Raw genomic sequence first — 26,782 nt, forward strand, 5'->3', positions numbered from 1 at the left:
CTCTGCCGGCTTTCCATCAGCCGGGGTACTGAAGAGGCACACCATCATTGCCTGAAGTGCGGTCGGGTCAATCCCTCCAATCGATGGCAGACAAAGCCGAATGATGCTCTGGCAGGGCATCGTTCATATTCACGCCTTGAGCGTATGCTATCGATTCTGCGCCTCCACCGGCTGATTCGAGTGCATATCTCGAGCGTCCTTTGTCCTCCGGATTTTTCCGGAGTCGGTTTTATAGGGAATATATCGATGACGACTGCACGCATTCTCGACTTCATCAAGACCCGACGTCCCGAAGGCCCTTGCCTTGTGGTTGATCTCGACGTCGTGCGCGACAATTTCAACGCGTTCCGGCATTCCCTGCCGAACAGCGCGATCTATTATGCCGTCAAGGCAAACCCGGCTCCGGAAATCCTGAAGCTGCTCGCTTCGCTCGGCTCCAGCTTCGATTGCGCCTCCGTGGCTGAAATCCAGATGGCGCTCGATGCCGGTGCGACGGCCGACCGTATCTCCTTCGGCAACACCATCAAGAAGGAGCGCGATGTCGCCCGCGCTTACGCGCTCGGCATCGATCTCTTCGCCGTTGATAGCCATGAGGAAGTCGAAAAGGTTGCCCGTGCCGCCCCCGGCGCGCGCGTATTCTGCCGCGTGCTGACGGATGGCGAAGGCGCTGAATGGCCGCTGTCGCGCAAGTTCGGCTGCGTGCCGCAGATGGCCGTCGATGTTCTGGTCTATGCGCATCAGATGGGTCTGGAATCCTACGGCGTGTCTTTCCATGTCGGTTCGCAGATGATGAATCTCGACGCATGGGATGCTGCACTTGCCGATGCAAAGCGGGTTTTCGGTTCGCTGGCCAAGCAGGGCATCCACCTGCAGATGGTCAATATGGGCGGTGGTTTCCCGACCAAGTACCTGCGCGACGTTCCTGCCGCCGAAGAATACGGCCAGGCAATCGACACGGCACTGCGCAAGCACTTCGGCAACCAGATCCCGAAGACGATCATCGAGCCGGGCCGCGGCATGGTTGGCAATGCGGGCGTCATCAAGGCGGAAGTTGTTCTCGTCTCGAAGAAGTCCGACAATGACAACCACCGCTGGGTGTTCCTCGACATCGGCAAGTTCGGCGGTCTCGCCGAGACGATGGATGAGGCTATCCGTTACCCGATCCGCACCGAGCGTGATCAGGACGAGATGCAGCCCTGCATTCTGGCCGGCCCGACCTGCGACAGCGCCGACGTGCTGTATGAAAAGAACATGTACCCGCTGCCGGTCTCGCTGACCATCGGCGACGAAGTTCTGATCGAAGGTACCGGCGCTTATACGACGACCTATTCGGCAGTTGCCTTTAATGGCTTCGAGCCGCTGAAGGCCTACGTCATCTAAGGCATCCGACCGAAAAGCGTACGCGCTTTCGGGAAATCCGATGCTGATTGAAAGTCCGAACGCCGTCCGCTGAAAAGGGCGGCGTCTCGACCAAGCTTCCGTTCCGGCCTTGCCGATTGTGCTGTTGCGCAAATCCCTGCTTGCTGCTCCTCTTCCAGCCGAGGAAAGCGTGTCGGCGGGCCGGAACGGCTCCACCATTTTTCATCAAGGGCCGCGTGTGGGCGGTTGTGTGACGGGAGGCCAAGGATGGCCGCTCTTTTGAATTCGGTACGGGCATTTTTCACACCGCAGACATTTCATGTCGATCAGGAAAATCCGGGCGATGTCGTTGCCCGTGAGAACCTGCTGGACCGCGCCATGGGCGCCGGCCGCCGCCGCAAGTCTTCCGAGAAGCTGCGTGCCGGCCGCGTTCCGGCCGAAGGCCTGGCGCTGGTCGCCCGTGATGAGGACGGCCATGTCATCGCCACGGTGCGCCTGTGGAATGTCGAAGCCGGCATTTCGCGCGAAGGCCGCGCGGTTGAAGCGCTGCTGCTTGGCCCGCTGGCCGTCGATGCCGCCCATGAGGGCAAGGGCATCGGCTCTGCACTGATGCGCGCATCGATCGCCGAGGCTACGAGACGCGGCCACGGCGCCATCCTTCTGGTTGGCGATGCGCCATATTACGAGCGCTTCGGCTTTTTCGCCAACAAGGCGCAGCACCTGATCATGCCCGGCCCGTTCGAGCGCAGCCGCTTCCTTGCGCTGGAACTGAAAGCCGGCTGGCTGGAAGGTGCCGCCGGTCTTCTGGTGGCAAATGGCCGCCGGCTTTCGGCCTGAGCGAGTAGTCTGCTGATATTAAGACCCCGGCGAAAGGCCGGGGTTAGCCTTCTGACACATCTGGCCATTCGCGCCGTGTCATCCGATTGATGGCAAGCTTCGCCAAACACTCCGACGTCATCCTCGGGCCTGTCCCGAGGATCTGCAACGGTTTGATTTTGTTGATGTGTTTAGATTCTTGGGACAAGCCCAAGGATGACGCCAAGAAAAATGCCCAACGTTTGCCACTAACTTCCATGCCATAGAAAGCGTCCAGAAATTTGAACCGGACAGCAATGGGACAAGTTCGGCATCGCAGGAGAGATGCCACGGCTTCGCCAGCGGTCGCTCCGTCAAGAAGCTGGCGCTTGTTGTTTCGACCCCATGGTCCATGCGGCAAAACCTTCCCCGCCGATAATTTTCCCGAACGCCTCTTGCCCTTGCGATTTTGCGGGTATATACCCGAGACAAATGCCAAACGATAGCTGCCACTGCATTCTGTTGCGCAAAGCATCCCGCAAGGTTTCGTCCTATTATGACGAGGCGCTGGCGCCGCTTGGCGTCAATATCGGCCAGTTCAGCCTGTTGCGGAACATCAATCGCACCGCGCCGGTGTCGCTCACCGATCTTGCCGCGCGGGTGGAGCTGGATCGCTCCACCGTTGGCCGCAATGCCAGGGTGCTGGCACGCATGGGGCTGGTGGCGATCGGCCACGGCGAGGACCAGCGGGAGGCGATGCTGACCGTGACGGAGGAGGGGCACGCGATCCTGAAGATGGGCGCACCGCTCTGGGACGGCGTTCAGGACGAGATCGAGGCCCGGCTGGGGCCGGAAAAGACCGCGCAATTGCAGGAACTGCTCGCCGCCCTGTAATTTTTTGATCATGAAGCGGGTATCTGCCCGTAAAATCGGGTATATACCCGCAAGAATCGGCCGAAGGCCGCTGGAAAGGGACCTTGAACATGCTCTCCACACGCCTTGCCAGCTGGATGGCCGGCAGAAACCTGCATTATGGCTGGCTTGTCGCCGCCACCACCTTTCTGACCATGCTGGCCACCGCCGGCGCCATGGGCTCTGCGGGGGTGATGATCCAGCCGCTGCATCAGGAATTCGGCTGGGATATCGCCGATATTTCCTCCGCCATGGCTGTCCGGCTGGTGCTTTTCGGCCTGCTCGGGCCTTTTGCCGCCGCCTTCATGAACCATTTCGGCATCCGCCAGGTGGTGTCGACGGCACTTGCGCTGATCATGGGCGGCATCGTCGCCTCGTTTTTCATGACAGAGGTCTGGCAATTGCTGCTGCTGTGGGGCGTGGTGATTGGTGTCGGCACCGGCATGACGGCGCTGGTGCTGGGCGCCACGGTTGCCACGCGCTGGTTTTCCAAACGCCGCGGGCTGGTGATCGGCCTGATGACGGCCAGCAACGCCACCGGCCAGCTGGTTTTTCTGCCGCTTCTGGCGGCGCTGACGGAAGCCTATGGCTGGCGGACAGCCCTGACACTTTCCGTCGCGGTGATTGCCGTTGCCATGATCCTCGTGCTGCTTCTGATGCGCGACCACCCCGCCGATCTCGGCCTGCCGGCCTATGGCGAGACTGTCGTGGCGCACCCGCCCAGGCAGGATCACAGGTTCCTCGCAACGCTGGTCTCGCCGATACTGACGCTGAAAAGCGTCTCCGGCAACCCGGTCTTCTGGGTGCTGTTCGGTACTTTCTTCGTCTGCGGCCTTTCCACCAACGGCCTCATCCAGACCCACTGGATTTCGATCTGCGGCGATTTCGGCATGGCCGCCGTCACGGCGGCGGGTACGCTGGCGGTTATCGGTATTTTCGATTTCTTCGGCACGATCTTCGCCGGCTGGCTTTCCGACCGTTTCGACAATCGTTTCCTGCTGTTCTGGTTTTATGGTCTGCGTGGCCTGTCGCTGCTTTATCTCTCCTTTTCCGGGTTCAGCTTCGTGGAGCTTTCGGTCTTTGCCGTCTTTTACGGGCTGGACTGGGTGGCGACCGTGCCGCCGACCGTGAAGCTCGCCGCCGAGAATTTCGGCCGCGAAAAGGCGGGGCTGGTGTTCGGCTGGGTCTTTGCCGGCCATCAGCTGGGTGCCGCCACCGCCGCCTTCGGCGCCGGTTTCTTCAAGAGCGATTTCGACACCTATATGCCCGCGCTGCAGATTGCCGGCCTGATGTGCATGATTGCCGCCGTCTCGGTGCTGCTGCTCAGAAAGCCGGGCTCCGCCAACCTTGCGCCGCAGGCGGCGTAATCTTCACGCATCGGCAGGGTTCATAGTGAAAGGGCGGCGGATGATTTTCCGCCGCCGCCTCTTTTCGCCCAATCACTTGCCGCAAAATTGCTCCCCGCTTTTCCCCGTTGCTCCTTTCGGCCGCATCATTGTTCCCGCAACCGGTAAGGAAGGGCGATACGCGCGGCGCCCTTCGCGAATCGGAGGCCGGCATCGACAAGCATGGTTCTGGCAGGCCATGTTTCGGAAAGGCGCCCCGCAATGCCAGAAGCGGGGAGGGACCGATCCGATAGGTGTCGTGACAATACCCCGACCAAAGCGGGCCGGTATCACGGCCCAAGAAACGCGGTCCGGCAAATGCACGACTTTCACCACCACACTTCCATTCCATCCGCATTTGCCGGACCGATGGCCCGCCCCGCTGCTTTGCCGCCGCGGTGAATTTCCGTGCGCAAAGCGCTTTGGACTTGTTAACCTCCCATTCTGAAACGTTGTAGATTTCAACGGCTCCGGCTGTACCTGCTGGCCGACATGGTCTAAACCGCTGTTCATCTTTTCACGCTCGATGGATATGAGAAGGCCTCTCCGATGACCGATGCCAAAGCGCTTGCAGCCCGTTTTCCCGGCGATTTCCTGTTCGGTGTCGCAACCGCCTCCTTCCAGATCGAAGGTGCCACCAAGGCGGATGGCCGCAAACCCTCCATCTGGGATGCCTTCTGCAACATGCCGGGCCATGTCTTCGGGCGGCACAATGGCGATATCGCCTGCGATCACTATAATCGCTGGGAAGAAGACCTCGATCTCATCAAGGAGATGGGCGTCGAGGCCTATCGTTTCTCCATCGCCTGGCCGCGCATCATTCCTGACGGTTTCGGCCCGATCAATGAGAAGGGGCTCGATTTTTACGACCGCCTCGTTGATGGCTGCAAGGCGCGCGGCATCAAGACCTATGCGACGCTTTACCATTGGGACCTGCCGCTGACGCTGATGGGCGACGGCGGCTGGGCCTCGCGCTCCACCGCCCATGCCTTTCAGCGTTACGCCAAGACCGTCATGGCCCGCCTCGGCGACCGGCTGGATGCGGTGGCGACCTTCAACGAGCCGTGGTGCGCGGTGTGGCTCAGCCATCTCTACGGCATTCACGCGCCGGGCGAGCGCAACATGGAGGCAGCCCTTGCCGCCATGCACCACATCAATCTCGCCCATGGTTTCGGCGTCGAGGCATCGCGCCATGTCGCGCCGAAGGTACCGGTGGGACTGGTGCTGAACGCCCATTCCGTCATTCCCGCTTCCGACAGCGAAGCTGATCTGAAAGCGGCCGAACGGGCCTTCCAGTTCCACAATGGCGCGTTTTTCGATCCGGTCTTCAAGGGTGAATATCCGGCGCAGATGATGGAAGCGCTGGGCAGCGGCATGCCCGTCGTGGAGGCGGAAGACCTCGCCATCATCAGCCAGAAGCTCGACTGGTGGGGCCTGAATTATTACACGCCGATGCGCGTTGCCGACGATGCGACGCCGGGTGCGGAGTTCCCCGCCACCACACTGGCTCCCGCCGTCAGCGATGTGAAGACCGATATCGGCTGGGAGGTTTATGCGCCGGCGCTGCAGTCGCTGGTCGAGACGCTCTACAAGCGTTACGACCTGCCGGAATGCTACATCACCGAAAACGGCGCCTGCTATAATATGGGCATCGAAAACGGTGAGGTGAATGACCAGCCGCGGCTCGATTATTATGCCGAACACCTCGGCATCGTCGCCGATCTCATCCGCGACGGTTACCCGATGCGCGGTTATTTCGCCTGGAGCCTGATGGATAATTTCGAATGGGCCGAAGGCTATCGCATGCGCTTCGGCCTCGTGCATGTGGATTATGACACGCAGGTGCGTACGCTGAAGAACAGTGGGAAGTGGTACAGCGCGCTGGCTTCGGGGTTTCCGAAGGGCAACTATGGTGTGGTGAAGGGGTAAACTTACCCATGGCGTGATTGCGTCAGAGCACCGACCTCTCGTTCGTCATCCTCGGACTTGATCCGAGGATCCACGATCGGGTCGTACTGATGGATCCCCGGGTCAAGCCCGAGGATGACGGAGAGCAACTTCGAAAGTTCCGTCCCCTTATTATCAGTTTCCCAAACTTTTTTATCGGTTACCTCGCGGTGCCTGCTTGTGCCCGCCAGCCCGTCGCCTATGTCAGACAGGCTACGAAGCGTAGCGCCCGTTCTGTCGCCCAAGGGGCAGGGCGGGCTGGTCCTCCCAAGGGAAAACGAACATGCTTATCGAAAAACTCAACTGGCGTTATGCCACCAAGAAAATGGACCCTTCCAAACCGGTGTCCGAAGACAAGGTCGAGCGCATCGTCGAGGCGGCGCGGCTGGCGCCCACTTCCAGCGGTCTTCAGCCCTTCGAGGTGATCGTTGTCACCGATCCTGACGTGCGCGCCAAGATCCGCGAGATCGCCTGGAACCAGGCGCAGGTCACCGATGGCTCGCATCTGCTGGTGTTTGCGGCGTGGGACAACTACACCGAAGAGCGGATCAACCATATGTTCGATCTGGTCAATGAAGAACGCGGCATCAAGAATGAAGGCTGGGAAGCCTATCGTCAGATGCTGCTCACCTCCTATCCGCAGCGCGACCAGCAGGTGAATTTCGAACATGCCGCCCGTCAGGCCTATATCGGCTTCGGCATGGCGGTGGCGCAGGCGGCTTTCGAGGGCGTTGATTCCACCCCGATGGAAGGTTTTGATCCGGCCAAGCTCGATGAAATTTTGGGCCTGCGTGAAAAGGGTCTGCGCTCCGTTACCATCCTGCCGCTGGGTTATCGCCAGCCCGATGGCGACTGGCTGGTGAACCTGAAAAAGGTGCGCCGCCCGCTCGAGGAATTCACCAGCCGCGTGTGATTTTCATATCGTCGCGAAATCTTGACTGCCGCAGGGTCGCCAAGGCGGCTTTGCGGTAGATTTTTTCTCTCTTTTCAGATAATTGAAAAAACATCCCTGTTAAAAGGTGGCGCCTGCGGGCAAGTATGCGCCATCGAATTGCCGATCCCCGGCATTTCTGAGTGAAAGCCTGACGAAATGACCCGGAAAATCAGCTGTCATCGAATGTGCCCCTAGGCTGCATGAAGAGAGCGGTTTCGTGCCGCAGCAGGATTTTTTGAGACCCGATCCGTCACGCGTTTTCCCAGAGTTTACAATGAATTTTCCATCATCCGCGGCACCGCCCGCGACCCGGCCACAGGCGGCCCCGGAGCGGGCGGTCAACGACCCGATGGTCACGTTTGAAGGCGTGACCAAGACATTCGGCGGTACGAGCGGCAAGCCCGGCTTTGCCGCTCTGGCCGGTATCGATTATGTCGTGCCGAAAGGCTCCATCACCGGCATCATCGGCCGCTCCGGCGCCGGCAAGTCGACGCTTATCCGCCTCGCCAACGGCCTTGAAAAACCCTCGTCCGGCCGTGTGGTCGTCGATGGTGTCGATGTCGCGGCGCTAGATGAAAAGAACCTGCGCACGCTACGCCGTTCCGTCGGCATGATCTTCCAGCACTTCAATCTTCTCTCCTCGCGCACCGCTTTCGACAATGTGGCTTTGCCGCTCGAAATATCGGGCATGGGCAAAAGGGAAATCGAGACCCGTGTTGGACCGCTGCTTGATCTCGTCGGGCTCTCCGACAAGGCGAAGCGTTATCCGGCGGAACTCTCCGGTGGCCAGAAGCAGCGTGTCGGCATTGCCCGTGCGCTCGCAACCCAGCCGAAGCTGCTCCTCTCCGACGAAGCGACCTCGGCGCTCGATCCGGAAACGACGCAATCCATTCTTGAGCTTCTGAAGCGCATCAATGCCGAGCTTGGTCTCACCGTGCTGCTCATCACCCACGAGATGGAGGTGGTGAAGACCATCGCCTCGCAGGTGGCTGTCATCGACAGGGGCCTGATCGTCGAGGAAGGTACGACCTTCGACATTTTCACCGCTCCGAAACACGAGACGACCCGCAGCCTGCTGTCGTCCTCGGTCGGCGTGAAGCTGCCGCACTGGGTCACTTCGGGTCTGAAGCCGCAGGCGGCGGAAGGCGACCGCGTTCTGGTGCGTCTGGTCTTCTTCGGTGAAACGGCGTTTCAGCCGCTGACGGCCCGTCTGGTCGCTGAAATCGGACCTGACGTAAACATTCTCGCCGGCACCATCGAGGAAATTTCCGGCGAACCCTTCGGCTCGCTGGTTGTCTCCTATCCGGCCTCGCCTGAAGTCACGGCCCGCGCCGGCCGCTTTTATGCGGAAACCGGTCTTCACACGGAGGTGCTCGGTTATGTCGCCTGATATGATCTTCAACCTTCTCTTGAAGGGCCTGCTGCAAACCCTGCATATGGTCGCGGTCGCCGGCATCGTCGGCTCCATCATCGGCGTGCCGATGGGCGTTTTCCTCGCCACCAGCGGCAAGGGCGAACTGTTTCCAGCACCTATGACCAACCGTATTCTCGGCCTCATCGTCAACGCGGCGCGCTCCACACCCTTCATCATTCTTGTCGTGGCCATCATTCCCTTCACCCGGCTGGTGGCCGGCACGTCGATCGGCACCAGCGCGGCCATCGTGCCGCTGACGGTCGCGACCGTGCCTTTCATTGCAAGGCTGGTGGAGGCGGCAATCCGCGAGGTGGACAAGGGTCTGATCGAGGCTGCCCGCGCCATGGGTGCGACACCGCTGCAGATCGTCACCAAGGTGCTGCTTGCCGAAGCCAAGCCCGGCATCACGCTGGCGCTCACGCTCACCCTTGTCAGCCTCATCGGTTATTCGGCCATGGTTGGTGCTGTCGGCGGCGGCGGGCTGGGCGATCTCGGTATCCGCTATGGCTACCAGCGCTTCATGCCTGACGTGATGCTGGCCGTGGTTCTGGTGCTCATCGTGCTGGTGCAACTGGTGCAGAGCGCCGGCGACCGGCTGGCGCGCAGCTTCGACAAGCGGACCCGCAAGAATTAACTGCGTTTATAATAACAACCCAAGGAGACACCCATGAAAAAACTCATCCTCGCGGCTTCGCTCGCCGCTCTCTTCACCGCCGGTCAGGCGCTGGCCGAGACCATCAAGATCGGCGTCACCCCCGCCGAGCACGCGCAGATCATGGAACAGGTGAAGAAGATTGCGGCCGCCAAGGGCCTCGATATCGATATCATCGAATTCTCCGATTATGTCGTGCCGAACCAGGCGCTGAACGATGGCGAGCTGCAGGCCAATTCCTTCCAGCACCAGCCTTACCTGGACAACCAGATCGCTGACCGCAAGTTCGATCTCGTCAGCGTCGGCACCACCATCACCACCCCGATGGGCGTTTATTCCAAGAAGGTGAAGAACCTTGACGAGCTGAAGGACGGCGCGACCATCGGCATTCCGAACGACCCGACCAATGGCGGCCGCGCGCTGCTGGTTCTCGCTTCCAAGGGCGTTCTCAAGGTCAAGGAAGAAGCCGGCCTGAAGGTAACGCCTGCCGACATCACCGAAAACCCGAAGAACATCCAGATCGTCGAACTTGACGCCGCCCAGCTGCCGCGTTCGCTTGACGACACCGACGCTTCGGTCATCAACACCAACTATGCCACGGCAGCGGGCCTGAACCCGAAGAAGGACGCCATCGCCATCGAAAGCGAAAAGTCCCCTTACGCCAACATCATCGCCGTTCGTGCGCAGGACAAGGACAAGCCCTGGGTGAAGACGCTGGTGGAATCCTACCACAGCCCGGAAGTGAAGGCCTTCATTCTGGAAAAGTATAACGGCACGGTCATCCCGTCCTGGTAATCCCTGTTCGCCCTGGCGGACGTTTCGGCCTCTCCCGTTCGCGGGGGAGGTTTTTTCTTTGTGGCGCGCGATTAAAACCATTTTTTATGAAAAACCCCCGGCATTTCATGGAAGGATTTTTCAGGTTTGCAGCCAGACTGTCGTTTTATACCCGTATCTTTTTGGGGCGTCGTCACAATGCCGTTTAACGGCTTTTGAATGTTTCCTTCGCAAGATGATGCTTTCGAAGGGGAATTTATGCGGATTGCGCCGCGAAACATTGGGGAATATTTGCCGGTCGGGCGCAGAACCGCCGTCGGCATCGTATTGTCCACTTTTGCGCTGGTGCTTCTCATCGTCACCGCGCTGGTGCTGTCCGCCCTCAGCCAGGTCAGGGAAAAGGCGAACCTGCTTGACAATGCCCGCTCCCGCGAGACCACGGCGGGTGCTCTGGTCACCTTCCGCGAGCAGCTTGGCGCCACGCTCAACGACTACGCCGCCTGGGACGATGCCGCCGAATATGTCTATGCGCCAGACAGGTTCGACTGGATAGCCAGCAATTACGGCGACATGACGGTCAACAACGATCTCTTCGATACCGCTGTCGTTCTCGACGAGGCTGGTGGGGTTCGCATGGCCTACCAGAACGGCAAGCCCGTCACATGGGCGCCTGACGCCTATTTCGCTGCAGGCCTGGAGGAGATGATCGAACGCGTGCGGGCCATGCGTCCGGGCATCACTTCCCAGGTCACCGGTTTTGTCAAAACCGACGATGGTGTTGCTGCCACGGGCGTTGCGCTGGTGCGGCTGAAGTCCGGCGCTCTGCCGCCCGTTGGTGCGGAGCGGCGTTATCTGATTTTCGCCCGCCATCTCAAACAGGCGATGGTGGACAAGCTTGCCCGCAACTACGTCATCGATGGTTTGGAACTGCAATATGGCGATGCGCCTACGGCCAACCATGTGGATATCGTCAATCCGCTCGGCGATGTGCTGGCGCGGCTCGTCTGGCGCTCGCATTTGCCGGGCGATGTCAGTTTCCATGAGGCGCGGCCGGTGGTCTTCACCGCGCTCGGTATTGCCGGCACGTTCTTTCTGGTACTGCTCATCATCGGTTCGGCCACGCTTGATCGGCTGAAGGCGGATGAGGCGGCGGCAAGGGAAGAGGCGCTGCGCGACCGCCTGAGCGGGCTCAGCAACCGCGCCGGTCTGTTTGCCAGGCTGAACCGCATGGTGGGCAAGGCCCGTCACGACAGAACCGATATCAAGCTGCTCTACCTCGATCTCGACGGTTTCAAGGAAATCAACGATTCCTACGGCCATGCCGCCGGTGACCGGCTGATCAAGGGCGTGGCGGCAGCGCTTCGCGTGCTGGTGCCGGAAGGCGCGGTGCTGGCGCGGCTCGGCGGCGATGAATTCGCAATCGCCATTCAGGGCAACGATGTCTGGTCGGAAGGCCGCAAGCTGTGTCTGGCGCTGCTCGAACTTTTCACCGAACCCTTCAGCATCGGCGAGAGGGTGGCGAGCATCGGCTGCAGCATAGGCACCTCGGTTTCCCGCGCCGGCGATATCAATGGCGAGGAACTGCTGCGCCGCGCCGATATGGCCATGTATCAGGCCAAGGAGAACGGGCGCGGGCGTTACGTTTCCTATGAGCTGAAGATGGATGCGCTGCGTGAGGAAAAGCTGCAGCTCGAGGCCGATCTTCGCTGCGCCATCCTCAACGACGAGATTACCGTGGTCTATCAGCCGGTCGTCAACGCTGCGACGCGCTGCATTACCGGGGTGGAAGCGCTGGCGCGCTGGCAAAGGCCGGGGCATGGCTTCGTGCCACCGGATATCTTCATCGCGGCTGCCGAAACCAGTGGCCTCATCGACCGGCTTGGCCTTATGGTTCTGCACAAGGCCTGCGAGACGGCGCGGCAATGGCCGTCCATCAAGCTATCCGTCAACATTTCACCCGTGCAGTTCCGAAATCCCGCCTTTTCCGGTCATGTGGCGGATATTCTCGCGGCGACGCAGACGCCATCCGAACGGTTGCGGCTGGAAATGACGGAAGGCTATTTCATCCAGCATCCGGAGCGGGCTGGTGCTGCGATCGACAAGCTGAAACAGCTTGGCCTGCATATTGCGCTTGATGATTTCGGTGCCGGATTTGCAAGCGTCGGATATCTGCGCCGCTTCGGTTTCGACCGGATGAAGATCGACCGGTCACTGGTCGTGGCGCTGGAACATGGCGGGCGCTCTCTGGAAATGCTGCAGGCCACCGTGGCGCTGGCGAAATCGCTCGATATTCCGGTGACGGCAGAGGGTATCGAGACCGAAGAACAGGCCGCCATCCTGCATCTATGCGGCTGCGACGAGTTGCAGGGTTACCTGTTTTCGAAACCGGTGGCCGCCGAAGACATCACCATCATGGTGGAAGCGCAGAACGCGCCGCTCTTTGCTCTTCGGGCAGGGGCGTAAACGACATCAATTGATGCGTATCGACTGTTGCGGCAGCCGTTGTGTCACGGGGCAACCGTCCTGAACCTTGGTCCAGGACGAGACGTTGAGCTTCATCTCGCAACGCGCCAGATAGGAGCCGCCATCGACCTTCAGGCAGGATGTCTGGCCGAGTTCGAACATGGTGCCGCGATTTCGGCATTTGCAATTGTGAGCATCCGCCAAGGTGGGTATGAGGGCCATGATCAGCCCGGCTATGAGCACTCCAGAACGCATGGCTGAGGCTCCAAAGGACATGCCCCAGATTATACCTCTCCGAGAATATAGTCAAAATGGCCGTGCCTGCGGGTGGGCGCAGCTGATGGCCGTGGCCCGCTCCACCCCTCCCGATTTCAGCCGATCAAGATCGCCCTGATATCATTCACATTGGTCAGCGTCGGCCCCGTCACCACGAGATCACCGACCCCTTTGAAAGCGGTATAGCTGTCGTGGTTTACGAGCGACTGGCGCGGATCGACACCGGCAGCGCGCATGCGGGCAAGCGTATCCGGTGTCACCACCGCCCCTGCCGCATCCTCCACGCCGTCTATGCCGTCGCTGTCGCCGGCAATCGCCCAGATGCCGTCAGCACCCTTCAGCGTCAGTGCAAGGCTCAGCAGAAACTCCGTGTTGCGGCCGCCTTTGCCGGCCGGTCCCTTGCCGCCAACTCCCCTGTTCAGCGTGACCGTGGTTTCGCCGCCCGAAAGCAAAACGGCCGGGCCTTTGACCGGCAGGCCCTTGCGGCTGGCGGAGAGAGCAATGCCGGCCATGACCGCGCCGACATCCCTGGATTCACCTTCGAGGGAATCGCCGAGGATAAGCGGCGTAAGGCCAAGCTTCACCGCCTCATCCGCCGCCGCCTGCAGGGCAAGCGAGGGGGCCGCGATCATCCTGACATCCTCGTCGATATCGCCGGCCTTCGGTGTTTCTTCGCCCTTTTCCAGCACCCTGCGCACGGTTTCGGGAAGATCGAGCTCATAACGCGAGACGATTTCCCGCACGGTTTCAATATCGCTTGGATCGGCAACCGTCGGGCCGGAGGCGATTTCGGAGGGGTCGTCTCCGGGCACGTCGGAAATCAGCAGTGAAACAACCTTGGCCGGCTTGGCGGCCAGCGCCAGCCGTCCGCCCTTGATGCGGGAGAGGTGCTTGCGCACGGCGTTCATTTCCGAAATCGTCGCGCCGCTGGCCAAGAGGGCACGATTGACGGCCATCTTGTCGGCAAGCGTCATGCCTTCGGCGGGGGCGACCATCAGCGCCGAACCGCCGCCGGAAATCAGCGCGATCACCATGTCCTCGGCGGTCAGGCCTTCAACGGCGGCGAGAATGCGTTTGGCCGCCTCAGCACTTTTGTCATCAGGTACGGGATGGGAAGCCTCGATAATCTCGATACGGGAGGTTGGGACGGCATGGCCATAACGGGTCACCACCACACCGGAGAGATCGACATCCGCCCAGGCCTTGTCGAGTGCTGCGGCCATGGCGGCCGAGGCCTTGCCCGCCCCCACCACCACGCAGCGGCCTTTGGGCGGGGAGGGAAGGTGGTGTTGCAGCACCTTCGCCGGATCGGCGCTTGCGACTGCCGCCATGAAAATCCGGTTGAGGGCGTCTTTGGCGCGGCTGTCATTCCATGCGGTCATCGGTTCATACTCCAATCCAGAGCGCGCCAAGCGCCAAAAGGGCGGGCAGCGCCTGAATGAACAGGATCTTCATGGTATTGGCGGTAACGGCACCGAAAATACCGGCCACCAGAACGCAGGTGAGGAAAAAGACCTTGAAGCTCAGCCCGGTATCGCCCTGCATGAGCCCATAGATCAGCCCGGCTGCCAGAAACCCGTTATAAAGCCCCTGATTGGCGGCCAGCACCTTCGTCTGCCGGGCGAAATCCGCCGAGAGGCCAAAGGCCTTGCGGCCGGCCGGCTTTTCCCACAGCAGCATTTCCAGAATGACGATGTAAATGTGGATGGCCGCAACCACGGCAATCAAAATGCTGGCGATCATCGGCGGTTTCCTCCAAAACCCTGATGTCCGTGGCGCATCGGTTCTCGTGAGAAGAACGGCACCAAGCGGACAATTCCGTTTTAACGGCGGGACGAAGCGCTGCAAGGGCTTAATCCTCTCTTCCCGTGCAAACTGTTGATGAGAGACAGCCTGTTGCTTGACTCTTTGCTGAAATAGGAACAAAACAAGAACAGCAAGATTGAAAATCCGGAATTGAAAACCGTCATGCCATGCAAAAGCGCGCGGACCAGTTGCTCGTTGTCGAAGAGCTGCGTGAAAGGCTGGAAAGGATCGGTAACGGCCCTGAGCGGCTGCACGAGACCCTGCCTTTCGGCGTGGATACCATCGACCATCACCTGCCGGGAGGCGGGCTAAAGCTTGGTTGCCTGCATGAGCTGAGCGGTGGCGGCAATGGCGTTGCCGATGGGGCAGCGGCAGCGCTGTTTGCTGCCGGTGTGGCGGCACGGCTTTCCGGCAAGGTTTTATGGTGTGTCACCCGGCGGGATCTGTTCATGCCAGGTCTGACACAGGCCGGCCTGTCGCAGAACCGGCTCATCATCGTTGAATGCCGCGATGAGAAAGGCGTGCTTGACTGTTTCGAGGAGGGCTTGCGCTGCAATGGTTTCGGCGCGGTGATGGGTGAAGTGGCGAAACTGCCGATGACCGCCTCGCGGCGGCTGCAGCTGGCGGCGGAAACCTCTGGGGTTACCGGCATCGCCATCCGCCGCTTCCGGCGTCAAGCCGATGCGGCGCTGTTCGGGGAGCCGACGGCGGCGGTGACCCGCTGGCGCATCTCCGTGCGGCCCTCTTCGCCCTTGCCGGTGCCGGGGGTGGGCAGGCCGCGCTGGTTGCTGGAGCTCTTGCGATGTCGCGGTGGCGAAAGTGCCGAATTTGAAGTGGAAGCCTGTGATGCAAAGGGTCGTCTCGCTCTACCTGCCGACATGGCCGACGGATCGTTTCCGGCGTCTTTCGGGCAAGGACGCGCCGCCGGTTGAAAAGCCGCTGGTCATGATTGGCCGTCAGGGCAGCCGCCGGCTGGTGCTGGCGCTCGACAAGGCGGCAAAGGCGGCGGGCATCCGCCCCGGCACGCCGGTCAGCAAGGCGCAGGCGCTGGTGCCGGGTCTTCTCGTTGAAGATCTGGATGCGGCTGCTGATGCCCGCGCCCTGCAGCAGCTGGCCTTTCATTTCCTGCGCATCTATGCCCCGATCGTCGCCGCCGACCCACCCGACGGGCTGGTGCTGGACACGGCGGGTGCGGATCATCTGCATGGCAATGAGACGCTGATGCTGAGCGGCATGGTCAACCGCCTGCATGCCGCAGGCTTTGCCGCCCGCGCCGCCATTGCCGATAGCTGGGGTGCGGCCCATGCGCTGGCGCGTTTTAGCCCTGAGGTAATCAGCATCGTGCCGCCGGGCGGGCAGCGGAGGGCGATCAGCAGCTTGCCGCTTGCTGCGTTGAGGCTGGAGGAGCGTATCGTTTCCGGGCTGAAGGTGCTCGGTTTCCGCAGCATCGGCGAGCTTGCCGAAGCCCCGCGCGCGCCGCTGACCCTGCGTTTCGGCCCCGAGATCGTTCGCCGTCTTTCCCAGGCGCTCGGCGAGATCGGCGAACCCATCGAACCGGTGCGGGTGGCCGAACTGGTGGAGGTGCGGCGCGCCTTTCCCGAACCCATCGCAGCGGCGGAAACGATTGCCCGTTATAGCCAAAAGCTGGTTGCCGAACTTTGCGTCGCGCTGGAAAAACGCGGCCTCGGCGCGCGCCGGGTCGATCTGGTGCTGCACCGGGTGGATAGCGGCCTGCAGGCCATACGGGCCGGCACGTCCAGACCGGTGCGCGATGTCAAACAGCTTGTCCGGCTTTTGACTGACCGCATCGACACTATCGATCCCGGCTTCGGCATCGAGATGATGGTGCTGACCGCCACCCATGCCGAGCCGCTTATCGCCGCGCAGGCCCGTTCTTCGCTTCTGGAGGAAGGCCGTGCGGAAATCGCCGATACGGTCGATGTCATCCTCAATCGCGGCCACCGGGTCTATCGTTATGCGGCGGTGGCAAGCGATGTGCCGGAACGTTCCCTTACTTCAGTTGCGGCGCTGGCGGCGGAGGATACGCTCGGTTGGCCCGGCCACTGGCCGCGTCCGGTCAGGCTTTTTGCAAGGCCTGAACCCATCGAGACGCTGGCGCTGCTGCCCGACCATCCGCCGCGTTATTTCCTCTGGAAAGGCGTGCGCCATAATGTCAGGCGCGCCGACGGGCCGGAACGGGTGTTCGGCGAATGGTGGAAACGCGACCGGGAAAAGGCCGCCGTACGCGATTATTTCATGGTGGAAAACGAAGGTGGCGAGCGCTTCTGGATTTTCCGCTCCGGTGATGGCGAACATGCCGAAACGGGTTCGCAGGGCTGGTTCATCCATGGGGTCTTCGCATGAATGCGCCCCGTTATGCCGAGCTGCAGGTGACCACGCATTTTTCCTTCCTGCGCGGGGCAAGCTCCTGCGAAGAGCTTTTCGAACAGGCCAAAAATCTCGGCATCGAGGCGCTTGGTATCGTGGACCGCAACAGTCTTGCGGGCATTCCCCGCGCTTATGAAGCCGCCCATAATCATGGCATCCGCCTCATCATCGGTTGCCGGCTCGATCTGGACGATGATCTTTCCGTGCTCGCCTATCCCATGGATCGCGCGGCTTACGGGCGGCTTTGCCGGCTGCTTTCCGTCGGCAAGAAAAGAGGCGGCAAGGGCAAATCCCGGCTCGCTTGGGACGATCTCGTTGCCTATGGCGAAGGCCTGATCGTCGTGCTGCTCGCTGACCTCGCGGATGATCTCTGCGCACTGCGGCTGCGACGTCTCAAAGCCGCCTTTGCCGACCGGGCCTATATGGCACTCAGCCTCAGAAGACGCCCCAACGACCAGATGCGGCTTTTCGAGCTATCGGAGATGGCGCAGGTCGCAGGTGTGCCGACCGTGGTGACTAATGACGTGCTCTTTCATGTGCCGGAACGGCGCATGCTGCAGGATGTCGTCACCTGCATCCGTCATAATTGCACCATCGATGAGGCCGGTTTCCGCCGCGAACGCCACGCCGACCGCTATATGAAGCCGCCGGAAGAGATGCACCGGCTGTTTGCCCGTTACCCTGAAGCGCTTTCCCGTAGCCTTGAAATTGCGAAACGCTGCAAATTTTCGCTGAAGGAACTGGTCTATCAATATCCCGAGGAGCGCAGCCTGCCGGGGCTGACGGCGCAGCAGGCGCTGGAGAAGATGGTATGGGAAGCGGTGCCGGGGCGTTATCCGAACGGTTTACCCGAGAAGGTGGAAAAGGCGTTGCATCATGAACTGGCGGTTGTCGGCAGGCTGCAATATGCCTCCTATTTCCTGACGGTGAATGCCATTGTCCGTTATGCGCGCTCAAAAGATATTCTATGTCAGGGGCGTGGTTCGGCGGCCAATTCGGTTATCTGTTTTGTGCTTGGCATCACCGCCATCGATCCTGCCCTTTTCAGCAATCTCGTCTTTGAACGTTTTGTTTCCGAGAACCGGGGAGAGCCGCCGGATATCGACGTAGATTTTGAACACCAGCGGCGTGAAGAGGTCATTCAGTGGGTCTATGACACCTACGGCCGTGACAAGGCCGCACTCTGCTCCGTCGTTACCCGTTATCGCGGGCGTGGGGCGCTGCGCGATGTCGGCAAGGTTCTGGGCCTGCCGGAAGACCTGACCAAGCTTCTGTCTTCGCAGGTCTGGCGCTGGAGCGAAGGGGTGGGTGAAAAGCAGGTAAAGGAACTGAACCTCAATATGGAGGATCGCCGCCTGAAGCTTGCCTTCGAACTGGCCAACCAGCTTGTGGGCACACCGCGCCATCACAGCCAGCATCCGGGTGGCTTTGTTCTGACCCATGACCGGCTGGACGAGCTGGTGCCGATCGAACCCGCCGCCATGGATGATCGCCAGATCATCGAATGGGACAAGGACGATATCGATGTCGTGAAGTTCATGAAGATGGATTGCCTGGCGCTTGGCATGCTCTCCTGCATGAAGCGCGGCTTCGACATGCTGGAGGCACGCACGGGAGAAAAATACGATCTCGCCGCCATGCCGCCGGATGACGGGCCTACCTATGCCATGATCCAGAAGGCCGATACGCTCGGCACGTTCCAGATTGAAAGCCGGGCGCAGATGTCGATGCTGCCGCGCCTGAGGCCGAAGGAGTTTTACGACCTCGTCATTCAGGTTGCCATCGTTCGCCCCGGCCCCATTCAGGGGGATATGGTGCATCCTTATTTACGCCGCCGGCAGGGAAAGGAAGCGGTCCTTTTTCCGAAAAAAGAACTTGAAAGCGTCCTGGGAAAGACGATGGGTGTTCCGCTGTTTCAGGAGCAGGCGATGCGGATCGCCATGGATTGCGCCGGTTTCACCGCGGATGAAGCGGACCAGCTGCGCCGGGCCATGGCGACTTTCAAGAATGTAGGCACCATTTCCAAATTCAGGGAGAAACTGGTCACGGGCATGGTAGAGCGCGGTTATGAGCAGGAATTCGCCGAACGCATCTTCAAACAGCTGGAAGGTTTCGGCAGCTATGGTTTCCCCGAAAGCCACGCGGCTTCCTTCGCGCTGATTGCTTACGCCTCCTCATGGCTGAAATGCCATCATCCCGATATTTTCTGTACGGCGCTTCTCAATTCGCAGCCCATGGGTTTTTACGCCCCGGCGCAGATCGTGCGCGATGCGCGTGATCATGATGTGGAGGTGCGTCCGGTCTGCGTTAATAACAGCCGCTTTGATTGTACGCTGGAGCCTACGGGCAAGAAGAATGGCAAGGGTGAGGACCGCTTTGCCGTGCGGCTTGGCCTGCGCATGGTGAAGGGGATTTCCAATGACCATGCTGCAAAAATCGTCGCCGCCCGGCAGGATCGGCCTTTTGCCTCCGTTGACGATCTGTGGCGAAGGGCGGGTGTTCCGGCCGCCGCCCTTGTCTGTCTGGCGGAGGCCGATGCCTTTTTGCCGGCGCTTTCGCTTGCCAGGCGCGGGGCGCTCTGGGCCATCAAGGCCCTGCGGGATGAGCCGCTGCCGCTTTTCGCCGCCGCTGCCATCAGGGAAAATGCCGTTATCGAAGAGCTTCAGGAACCCTCCGTTGCGCTCAGGCCCATGACTGATGGTGGCGAGGTGGTCCAGGATTATGGCCATGTGGGGCTGACGCTGCGCGAACACCCCATGACCTTCCTGCGGCATGATCTTTCCCGCCGCCGCATCGTCACCTGTGCGGAGGCGGTACGCGTTCGGGATGGCACATGGCTGGAAACGGCCGGTCTGGTGCTGGTGCGCCAGCGCCCCGGTTCGGCAAAGGGCGTGATCTTCATGACGCTGGAGGACGAGACGGGCATTGCCAATGCGGTGCTGTGGGTCAAAACCTTCGAAAAATACCGCCGCGTGGTGTTGTCCGCCGGCATGGTCGGCATTTACGGCAAGATCCAGCGGGAAGGTGAGGTGGTGCATCTGGTCGCCCACCGGCTGACCGATCTGTCGCAGGCCCTGGCAAGCGTGGGCGAGCGCAACCATGCCTTTCCTCTGCCGCATGGGCGTGGTGACGAGTTTCATCACGGCATGCCGCCGGATGATCACCGCGTCATCAGGAAACGCCCGCCGCCCGCCGACCATGATGACGATGCGGTCGAGCGGATAAAGGTCATTTCCCGCAATTTTCACTGAGAAGGCGGCTCAGCTCACCTCTTGCGCGCCACGATGTAAGGGCGGTTGTCATTGCCCTTCGTTGCATGAATTTCCGTCGCCAGAATGTCGAAACCACCGGCGTTTATATGCCGGCCAAGCTCGGCCGCGTTGAACACGCCGGCATAGGGCGCCTTGCCGATTGCCCGCATCGCCGGCAGGACAAGGCGGATAAGCGGGTTCATATCGCCGACACAGGGGGTCTTGGTAATGAGCAGGCCGTGCGGGGCAAGCAGGGCGTGAATGTGCCGCAGCGTGCCGGGCAGGTCGCGGACCAGATGAAGATAGTTGAAACCCAGTACCGCGTTGAACTGCATGTCGCCCGGCACAAGCGCTTCCGCAGTCGTTGCGCTGAAGGTGAGGTTGTGGAGAGAGCCGGCGGCTTGTTTTCTCTCTTTGGCGATTGCGATCATGTCGGCGGAAATATCCGTCGCATAATAGTCTTTGACACTACCCGCCAGCCGGATCGCCGTCGTCCCGGTGCCGCAGCCCAGTTCCAGTATGTTGTCGTCGGGTTTCAGAAGGGCGCGGGTCCGCTGCAGCGTGCGCGCATATCCGGCCTCGTCTGAAATCCTGCCTTTCGCATATTTCCGTGCTGACCGGTTCCAGAAACGGGCGTCGTCGGCCATGCTCATGGTGGATGCTCCCCGGACGATGCCCTTCCGCTTCAGGCGGATTTGTTTTCACACACTATCCTTACCCGGTTTGTCTGAAGCTTTTAAGCCGCATCCTCCAGCCCGGCCGCGTCCTTGCGGCGGAACTGGCTGGGTGGCGCGCCGAGCACCCGTTTGAAGGCGCGGCTGAAGGAGGCTTCGGAATCGTAACCGAGCTTTTCCGCAGCGAGCGTCACACGCATGCCTTCGCGCAGCCATAGACGTGCCTGATGCATGCGCACGCGCACCACATACCGTGCCGGGCTTTCACCCACCACGCGGGTGAAACGTTCCGCGAAACTGGAGCGGGATGCGCCCATCAAGGAGGCAAGCTCCTCCACGCTCCAGTCCTTTTCCGGGGTGAGGTGGATGGCGGCCAGCACCCGCCCGAGTTCGGGATTGCGCACGGCGGCCAGCCAGCCGCTGGAATCGCCGCAGCCATGTTCCACCCAGGTGCGGATCAGGGTCGCGGTCAGCACATCGGCAAGCCTTGCCAGAATGCCACCGGCGCCGACGCGGTTCAGCTCCACTTCGCGCGCCATGGCTTCCAGCAGGTGGGGAATGGCCGGGTCGCTTTTGGCCAGGTCGCTGGTCAGCATCACATCCGGCATCAGCTGCAGAAGCGGGTGCAGATTATCCATGTTGAAACGCATGGAAGCGGTAAAGGCCACGGTATCGCCGCCGGCGCTGGCGCATTGCATGTCGAAAATGCCCTGGCAGACTTCCTTCTTGCCGAAACGGTCAAAGGGCGATGGCGTCACATTCTCGCCGCTGGCAAGCACATGGGCGTGCCCGCGCGGCAGAAGCACGGCATCGCCGCATTTAAGCATCAGCCATTCGCCGGAAGGCTTTCGCAGTTTCGCCTGGCCGACGCCGATAAAATGAAACCGCGCCGCTTCCTGTTCGGGAAAGGCGGTGGCCCAGGGGGTGGCCATGCGGCAGCGGCCATATTCCACGCCGTCAAGCCTCAGACCTCGCAGCATTTCCGTCAGGGCATCATTCATGGCATCTCACAAATTCGGACGATTGGTTAAGGAATACGGATTTTCTAGCATGGAAACGCCGGGGTGTCACGCATAGCTTATGACCATCGATTTGCGGGTGCTGAACCGGCCTCCCAGCGGTTTCATCGTCTTGCCCTTCCATTTCAGGGCGCATTCTGGCAATGCGCATCAGGAGATTTTCATGAATAACCGGACCATAAACGAACTCGAATATGTGCCGCGCAGAAAAGAGCCGGATGCGAAGTGGGCCGCCGTGGTTTCGCTTTCGCTCGGTGTCTTCGGGCTGGTGACGGCGGAGTTTCTGCCGGTCAGCCTTCTTACGCCGCTATCGGAAGATCTTGCCATCAGCTCCGGCATTGCCGGACAATCCATCACCGTCACCGCGCTGGTTGCGGCGGTTGCCGGCCCCGGCGTCGTCATCGGCACACGCGGCATCGACCGCCGCTGGACACTTCTCGGGCTCACCACGCTGCTGATCATTTCCAGCACGCTTGCCGCCTTTGCCAACGGGCTTTTCATGCTGTTTGCATCGCGCGTCCTGCTCGGCATCGGCCTTGGTGGTTTCTGGGCGATGTCGGCGGCGCTGGCGCTGCGGCTCGTGCCGCTCGACAAGATGCCGCGTGCCATGGCCATCATCCTGACAGGGGTTTCGGTCGCCACCGTCTGTGCCGCACCGGTGGGCGCATGGATCGGCGCGACGCTCGGCTGGCGTGCGGCCTTCGTGGTTGCGGGTGTGCTCGGTGTCATCGCACTTGCCGTGCAGCTGCTGACCATTCCGTCTCTGCCGCCGGCCGGCGCACCCGGTCTTTCCACCATGTTCCGGCTGCTGCAGCGGCCGCAGGTCCGGATCGGCCTTCTGACAACGCTGTTCATCGTTGCGGGTCACTTCGCCGGCTTCACCTATGTTCGCCCGTTCCTGGAAGACGTGCCGCAGCTCGGCGTTGAAGCGATTTCCCTCGTTCTTCTGGTTTATGGCATCGGTGGTTTCTTCGGCAATCTCTTCGGCGGTTTCCTTGCCGAGAAGAACACGGCGTGGGCCGTGACCTTCGCTGCGACGCTGATTGCCGCGTCAGCCTCCATTCTGGTGATTGCCGGCGCATCTCCCGTCGTTGCGGGCGTCGCCATCGCTTCCTGGGGTTTTGCCTTCGGCGCGCTTCCGGTCAGTGTGCAGAGCTTCATCACCCGCGTGGCTTCGGATGAGGCGGAAAGCGCCGGCGCGCTGCTGCTCACCACCTTCCAGATCGCCATTTCCAGCGGCGCGGTTCTCGGCGGCCTGCTGATCGATCTGCAGGGGGCAACGATGGTCTTCGTCTTCGTGGCAATTTCTGCCCTTCTCGGCGCATCGCTCATGGCGTCGCGCCGGGGTGTGGTGCCGCAGGTAGAGGCATCGCAGGGATAAGAACCCGGCTAAAATAAAAGGCCCGCTTTTGAGCGGGCCTCCGGATAGGAGCCGCGTAACGCGGCTCTTTTTTTGTGGGTGAGGGGCAGGGAACGCTGGATGTCCAGCACACCGCCCCGGTCCTGTCAGGCGGCCTGTCTGTCCCAGTTGGCGAAGGGGTCCGGCAGGTGTCGCCATGCGTCGGGCGTGAAGGCTTCGGTGTCGATCAGGCAGGCGTCGAGCTGGGCGCGGATGCGGGCCTCGCTCATCGGGTCGGAACCGATGAAGACGATTTCCTGCCGCCGGTCGCCGAAGACCGGATCGAGATAGGGCTTCATCATGTCGATAAACTGTTTTTCACGCGGCCATTGCTCCTTGGGCACGGCGGACCACCACAAACCCATCTTGCCGGTGCGCACCAATGCGCCCGCCTGGCTGATCTCGCCGACATAACGTGGCCGTGTCGCCAGCCAGAAAAAGCCCTTGGCGCGCACCACCCCCGGCCAGGCACGATCGATAAAGCGCTGGAACAGTACGGGGTCGAACGGTTTTTTGGCGCGGTAAACGAAGGAGCGGATGCCATATTCCTCGGTTTCGGGAATGTGATCCTTGAAGCCGTGCAGTTCCTTGAACCACAGGGGATGTTCTTCGGCCCTGGCGAAATCGAAGCGACCGGTGCCGAGCACCTCCTTCAGTTCCACCCTGCCGAAATCCGCCTCGATGAGTTTCGCATCCGGGTTCAGCCCGACGATGATCTTGCGGGCCGCATCCCGCTCCTCGGGCGTGGCGGTGCCGATCTTGTTGAGGACGACCACATCGGCAAATTCGATCTGCTCGACCAGAAGGTCGACGATGGTACGGTTGTCGCCATCACCCGCCGTTTCGCCCCGGTCGGCCAGAAAATCGGATGAACCGTAATCATTGAGAAGATTGGCGGCATCCACCACCGTTACCATCGTATCCAGCTGCGCGACATCAGACAGGCTGCGGCCGTTCTCGTCACGGAAATCGAAGGTGGCGGCCACGGGAAGCGGCTCGGCGATGCCGGTGGATTCAATCAGCAGATAATCGAAGCGGCCCTGTTCGGCGAGCGCTCGGACCTCGGTCAAGAGGTCGTCGCGCAGCGTGCAACAGATGCAGCCATTGGTCATTTCCACCAGCTGTTCCTCGGTGCGCGAGAGATTGGCGCCGCCATCCCGCACCAGCGCCGCATCGATATTGATTTCACTCATATCGTTGACGATCAACGCCACGCGCAGGCCATCACGATTGGCGAGGATGTGGTTGAGAAGGGTGGTTTTGCCAGCACCTAAAAAGCCGGAGAGGACGGTGACGGGGAGTTTTTTCATGGGGACCTCGTTCTGTGGCAACAGTCGCGTGGGCGTTATGACGACCACGGCAGGCGATCTGGAAACGGAGGGTTTTTGAAGTGCCGGTTCCAGTTATGTAACGTAATAACATTACACATACGCGACATGTCAACGGGCTTTGGAAAAAAAGCATCCGCGGAGGCGTGAGGTCTCTGCCCACCAGCGTGCCGCTCTGACTTTCCAATAGTTAATGTTATTTCATTACGTATTCGTTTGACGAATGTAATAACATTACATATCAAGGGTCCGAATGAAACCCCGCCCAGGAGGGATCGATGAGCGATCCGTGCCTCACCTTCACAAATCTGACGCTTGGATATGCCGGCCGTGCGGCCGTGCATCATCTGGATGGCGATATCACCAAGGGATCGCTCACCGCGGTTGTCGGCGCCAATGGCTCGGGCAAATCGACGCTGATGAAGGGTATCGCCGGCATCTTGAAACCGCTCGGCGGTGAGTGCCGGATCAGCGCAGGCATTTCCGTCGCCTATCTGCCGCAGCAATCGGAACTCGACAGGTCGTTCCCGGCTCAGGTGCGCGATCTCGTTGCGCTGGGTCTCTGGCCCAGGCGCGGCCTGCTTGGCCGCCACCGTTCTGAGGACAAAGCGGCGATGGGCCGGGTGATGGAAGCGGTCGGGCTGTCCGGCTTTGAGAAGCGCAATATAGATTCGCTCTCCGGTGGCCAGATGCAGCGTGCCCTGTTCGCCCGCGCCATGTTGCAGGACGCGCAGTTGATCCTGCTGGACGAACCCTTCAATGCCGTTGATGAGCGCACCGTCACCGATCTTCTGGTGCTGATCAAGGCATGGGTTGCGGAAGGCCGCACGGTGCTCGCCGTCCTGCATGACCATCAGCTGGTGCGGCAGCATTTCCCCCAGACCCTGTTTCTCGCGCGGCGTCTCGTCGGCCTTGGCCCGACAGCCGATGTCCTGAAGCCGGAAAACCTGCGCCAGGCGCGGCATTTCCACGAGGCATGGGAGGAAAATGCACCGTGGTGCGCGCCGGGTGATGCGCCAAGGAACAATGCGCCAGTGACCAATGCACCGGCGACCGATGCGCTCGATGCCGGGCCGCGAGCGGCGTCATCCCATTCCCACATCCACTCCCACGCAAATTCGAATGCCCATGGCTGATTTCTTCATCGAACCCTTTGTTCAATATGTGTTCATGCAGCGGGCGCTTGCCGGCGCCTTGATCCTTGCCATCAGCTGCGGGCCGGTCGGGGTGTTCCTGATGCTGCGGCGCATGAGCCTTACGGGCGATGCCATGTCGCACGCCATCCTGCCGGGGGCGGCCGTCGGCTTTCTGTTTTACGGGCTGGAAATCCTGCCGATGACGATTGGCGGGCTGGTGGTCGGCCTCGTGGTGGCGCTGGGGGCCGGTGCGGTGTCGCGTTTCACCGTCCAGAAGGAGGACGCCTCGCTTGCCGCCTTTTATCTGATTTCACTGGCGCTCGGTGTTCTGCTCGTCTCGTGGCGCGGCTCCAGCGTCGATCTCATGCATGTGCTGTTCGGCACCGTGCTGGCGCTGAACAACGAGGCGCTCAGCCTCATCAGCGGCATCTGCATCGTGACGCTGGTGGTGATGATCACTTTCTGGCGGGCGCTTCTGGCGGAATGCCTCGATCCCCTGTTCCTGCGCTCGGTCAGCAACTGGGGCAGCCCGGTGCATTTTCTCTTCCTCGCCATCGTCGTGCTCAATCTGGTTGGTGGCTTTCAGGCGCTCGGAACGCTGCTTTCTGTCGGCCTGATGATGTTGCCCGCCGCCGCCAGCCGGTTCTGGTCCAACCGCGTGGCACCCATGTGCTTCATCTCGATCGGCATCGGCATGGTTTCCTGCTTTGCCGGCCTCATCCTGTCCTATCACGCGTCGTTGCCCTCGGGCCCGGCGATCATCCTTTCGGCGGGCGTTATCTACGCGCTCTCCATTCTCGTCGGCACGCGCGGCTTGCTCGGCGATCTTCTCGGTTCCGGCCGCCACAGAACGGCCTGAAAACAGCGTTC

Annotated in this window: 23 protein-coding genes; 16 read left to right on the forward strand and 7 right to left on the reverse strand. The window is 61.0% G+C overall.

Annotated features, from left to right (window positions below; genetic code table 11):
- Positions 1–246 precede the first annotated feature (246 nt).
- The 9 genes from odc2 to M0412_RS17165 all read left to right on the forward strand — a co-directional run bounded on the left by odc2 (position 247) and on the right by M0412_RS17165 (position 10,193).
- Positions 247–1,380: an ornithine/lysine decarboxylase gene (gene odc2, locus M0412_RS17125; protein ID WP_269699497.1), complete on the forward strand. Its 1,134-nt coding sequence runs from the start codon at positions 247–249 to the stop codon at positions 1,378–1,380.
- 246 nt (positions 1,381–1,626) lie between these two features.
- Positions 1,627–2,196, forward strand: coding sequence for a GNAT family N-acetyltransferase (locus M0412_RS17130; protein ID WP_269699499.1), 570 nt, complete (start codon positions 1,627–1,629; stop codon positions 2,194–2,196).
- A 450-nt stretch (positions 2,197–2,646) separates the two neighbouring features.
- Positions 2,647–3,048, forward strand: coding sequence for a MarR family winged helix-turn-helix transcriptional regulator (locus M0412_RS17135; protein ID WP_269699500.1), 402 nt, complete (start codon positions 2,647–2,649; stop codon positions 3,046–3,048).
- 89 nt (positions 3,049–3,137) lie between these two features.
- Positions 3,138–4,433: an MFS transporter gene (locus tag M0412_RS17140; protein WP_110759946.1), complete on the forward strand. Its 1,296-nt coding sequence runs from the start codon at positions 3,138–3,140 to the stop codon at positions 4,431–4,433.
- A 567-nt stretch (positions 4,434–5,000) separates the two neighbouring features.
- Complete coding sequence (locus tag M0412_RS17145) at positions 5,001–6,380, forward strand: GH1 family beta-glucosidase (RefSeq protein WP_269699501.1); 1,380 nt, start codon at positions 5,001–5,003, stop codon at positions 6,378–6,380.
- Positions 6,381–6,681: 301 nt separating this feature from the next.
- The gene (locus tag M0412_RS17150) at positions 6,682–7,311 is read left to right on the forward strand and encodes an NAD(P)H-dependent oxidoreductase (RefSeq protein WP_142842797.1); all 630 of its coding nucleotides are present in this window, start codon (positions 6,682–6,684) and stop codon (positions 7,309–7,311) included.
- Positions 7,312–7,681: 370 nt separating this feature from the next.
- Complete coding sequence (locus M0412_RS17155) at positions 7,682–8,722, forward strand: methionine ABC transporter ATP-binding protein (RefSeq protein WP_371338324.1); 1,041 nt, start codon at positions 7,682–7,684, stop codon at positions 8,720–8,722.
- Positions 8,712–9,380 carry a methionine ABC transporter permease gene (locus M0412_RS17160; protein ID WP_142842798.1) on the forward strand — a complete coding sequence of 223 codons (669 nt, stop codon included), beginning with the start codon at positions 8,712–8,714 and terminating at the stop codon, positions 9,378–9,380. Before M0412_RS17155 ends, M0412_RS17160 begins: the two co-directional genes overlap by 11 nt.
- Before the next feature lie 33 nt (positions 9,381–9,413).
- The gene (locus M0412_RS17165) at positions 9,414–10,193 is read left to right on the forward strand and encodes a MetQ/NlpA family ABC transporter substrate-binding protein (protein WP_110759951.1); all 780 of its coding nucleotides are present in this window, start codon (positions 9,414–9,416) and stop codon (positions 10,191–10,193) included.
- Positions 10,194–10,264: 71 nt separating this feature from the next.
- Here M0412_RS17165 and M0412_RS17170 read toward each other — a convergent pair whose 3' ends face one another.
- The gene (locus M0412_RS17170; protein ID WP_269699533.1) at positions 10,265–10,495 is read right to left on the reverse strand and encodes a hypothetical protein; all 231 of its coding nucleotides are present in this window, start codon (positions 10,493–10,495) and stop codon (positions 10,265–10,267) included.
- Here M0412_RS17170 and M0412_RS17175 point away from each other — a divergent pair.
- Positions 10,392–12,635, forward strand: a complete 2,244-nt coding sequence (locus tag M0412_RS17175; RefSeq protein ID WP_269699503.1) for a bifunctional diguanylate cyclase/phosphodiesterase — start codon at positions 10,392–10,394, stop codon at positions 12,633–12,635. The two genes, M0412_RS17170 and M0412_RS17175, sit on opposite strands and share 104 nt — an antisense overlap.
- Before the next feature lie 6 nt (positions 12,636–12,641).
- On the opposite strand, the gene M0412_RS17180 is transcribed toward M0412_RS17175, so the two are convergent.
- From M0412_RS17180 to M0412_RS17190, 3 genes are all read right to left on the reverse strand, one after another.
- The gene (locus M0412_RS17180; protein ID WP_269699504.1) at positions 12,642–12,890 is read right to left on the reverse strand and encodes a hypothetical protein; all 249 of its coding nucleotides are present in this window, start codon (positions 12,888–12,890) and stop codon (positions 12,642–12,644) included.
- A 116-nt stretch (positions 12,891–13,006) separates the two neighbouring features.
- Positions 13,007–14,293 carry a glycerate kinase gene (locus M0412_RS17185; RefSeq protein WP_142842801.1) on the reverse strand — a complete coding sequence of 429 codons (1,287 nt, stop codon included), beginning with the start codon at positions 14,291–14,293 and terminating at the stop codon, positions 13,007–13,009.
- Between the two features lie 4 nt (positions 14,294–14,297).
- Positions 14,298–14,654: a DUF1304 domain-containing protein gene (locus tag M0412_RS17190; protein ID WP_080820661.1), complete on the reverse strand. Its 357-nt coding sequence runs from the start codon at positions 14,652–14,654 to the stop codon at positions 14,298–14,300.
- A 230-nt stretch (positions 14,655–14,884) separates the two neighbouring features.
- On the opposite strand from M0412_RS17190, the gene M0412_RS17195 reads away from it, so the two are divergent.
- From M0412_RS17195 to M0412_RS17205, 3 genes are read left to right on the forward strand one after another with little or no spacing between them, the layout of a single operon-like run.
- Positions 14,885–15,649 (forward strand): ImuA family protein, encoded by a 765-nt coding sequence (locus M0412_RS17195; RefSeq protein ID WP_269699505.1) that lies wholly within the window; start codon positions 14,885–14,887, stop codon positions 15,647–15,649.
- Positions 15,564–17,081, forward strand: coding sequence for a DNA polymerase Y family protein (locus tag M0412_RS17200; RefSeq protein WP_269699506.1), 1,518 nt, complete (start codon positions 15,564–15,566; stop codon positions 17,079–17,081). Before M0412_RS17195 ends, M0412_RS17200 begins: the two co-directional genes overlap by 86 nt.
- Positions 17,078–20,356 (forward strand): error-prone DNA polymerase, encoded by a 3,279-nt coding sequence (locus M0412_RS17205; RefSeq protein WP_269699507.1) that lies wholly within the window; start codon positions 17,078–17,080, stop codon positions 20,354–20,356. The genes M0412_RS17200 and M0412_RS17205 overlap by 4 nt, the downstream gene beginning before the upstream one ends.
- Positions 20,357–20,370: 14 nt before the next feature.
- On the opposite strand, the gene M0412_RS17210 is transcribed toward M0412_RS17205, so the two are convergent.
- Both M0412_RS17210 and M0412_RS17215 read right to left on the reverse strand, forming a co-directional pair.
- On the reverse strand, positions 20,371–21,009 hold the full coding sequence (locus tag M0412_RS17210) for a bifunctional 2-polyprenyl-6-hydroxyphenol methylase/3-demethylubiquinol 3-O-methyltransferase UbiG (protein WP_269699508.1): 639 nt from the start codon (positions 21,007–21,009) through the stop codon (positions 20,371–20,373).
- An 83-nt stretch (positions 21,010–21,092) separates the two neighbouring features.
- Entirely contained in the window at positions 21,093–22,031 is a 939-nt protein-coding gene (locus M0412_RS17215; protein ID WP_110760332.1) for an AraC family transcriptional regulator, read from the reverse strand.
- Positions 22,032–22,212: 181 nt separating this feature from the next.
- On the opposite strand from M0412_RS17215, the gene M0412_RS17220 reads away from it, so the two are divergent.
- Positions 22,213–23,430: an MFS transporter gene (locus tag M0412_RS17220; RefSeq protein ID WP_065117703.1), complete on the forward strand. Its 1,218-nt coding sequence runs from the start codon at positions 22,213–22,215 to the stop codon at positions 23,428–23,430.
- A gap of 125 nt (positions 23,431–23,555) precedes the next feature.
- Here the strand turns inward: M0412_RS17220 and zigA are convergent, their stop codons facing one another.
- Positions 23,556–24,758, reverse strand: a complete 1,203-nt coding sequence (zigA, locus tag M0412_RS17225) for a zinc metallochaperone GTPase ZigA (RefSeq protein ID WP_142842805.1) — start codon at positions 24,756–24,758, stop codon at positions 23,556–23,558.
- A 296-nt stretch (positions 24,759–25,054) separates the two neighbouring features.
- Here zigA and aztA point away from each other — a divergent pair, with 296 nt between their 5' ends.
- Together aztA and aztB are read left to right on the forward strand one after the other, a co-directional pair.
- Complete coding sequence (aztA, locus tag M0412_RS17230) at positions 25,055–25,912, forward strand: zinc ABC transporter ATP-binding protein AztA (RefSeq protein ID WP_269699509.1); 858 nt, start codon at positions 25,055–25,057, stop codon at positions 25,910–25,912.
- Complete coding sequence (gene aztB / locus M0412_RS17235; protein WP_077768092.1) at positions 25,905–26,771, forward strand: zinc ABC transporter permease AztB; 867 nt, start codon at positions 25,905–25,907, stop codon at positions 26,769–26,771. The genes aztA and aztB overlap by 8 nt, the downstream gene beginning before the upstream one ends.
- Positions 26,772–26,782 lie beyond the last annotated feature (11 nt).

It is taken from the genome of Agrobacterium sp. O3.4, from assembly GCF_041414895.1.
Classification (GTDB): domain Bacteria; phylum Pseudomonadota; class Alphaproteobacteria; order Rhizobiales; family Rhizobiaceae; genus Agrobacterium; species Agrobacterium cucumeris.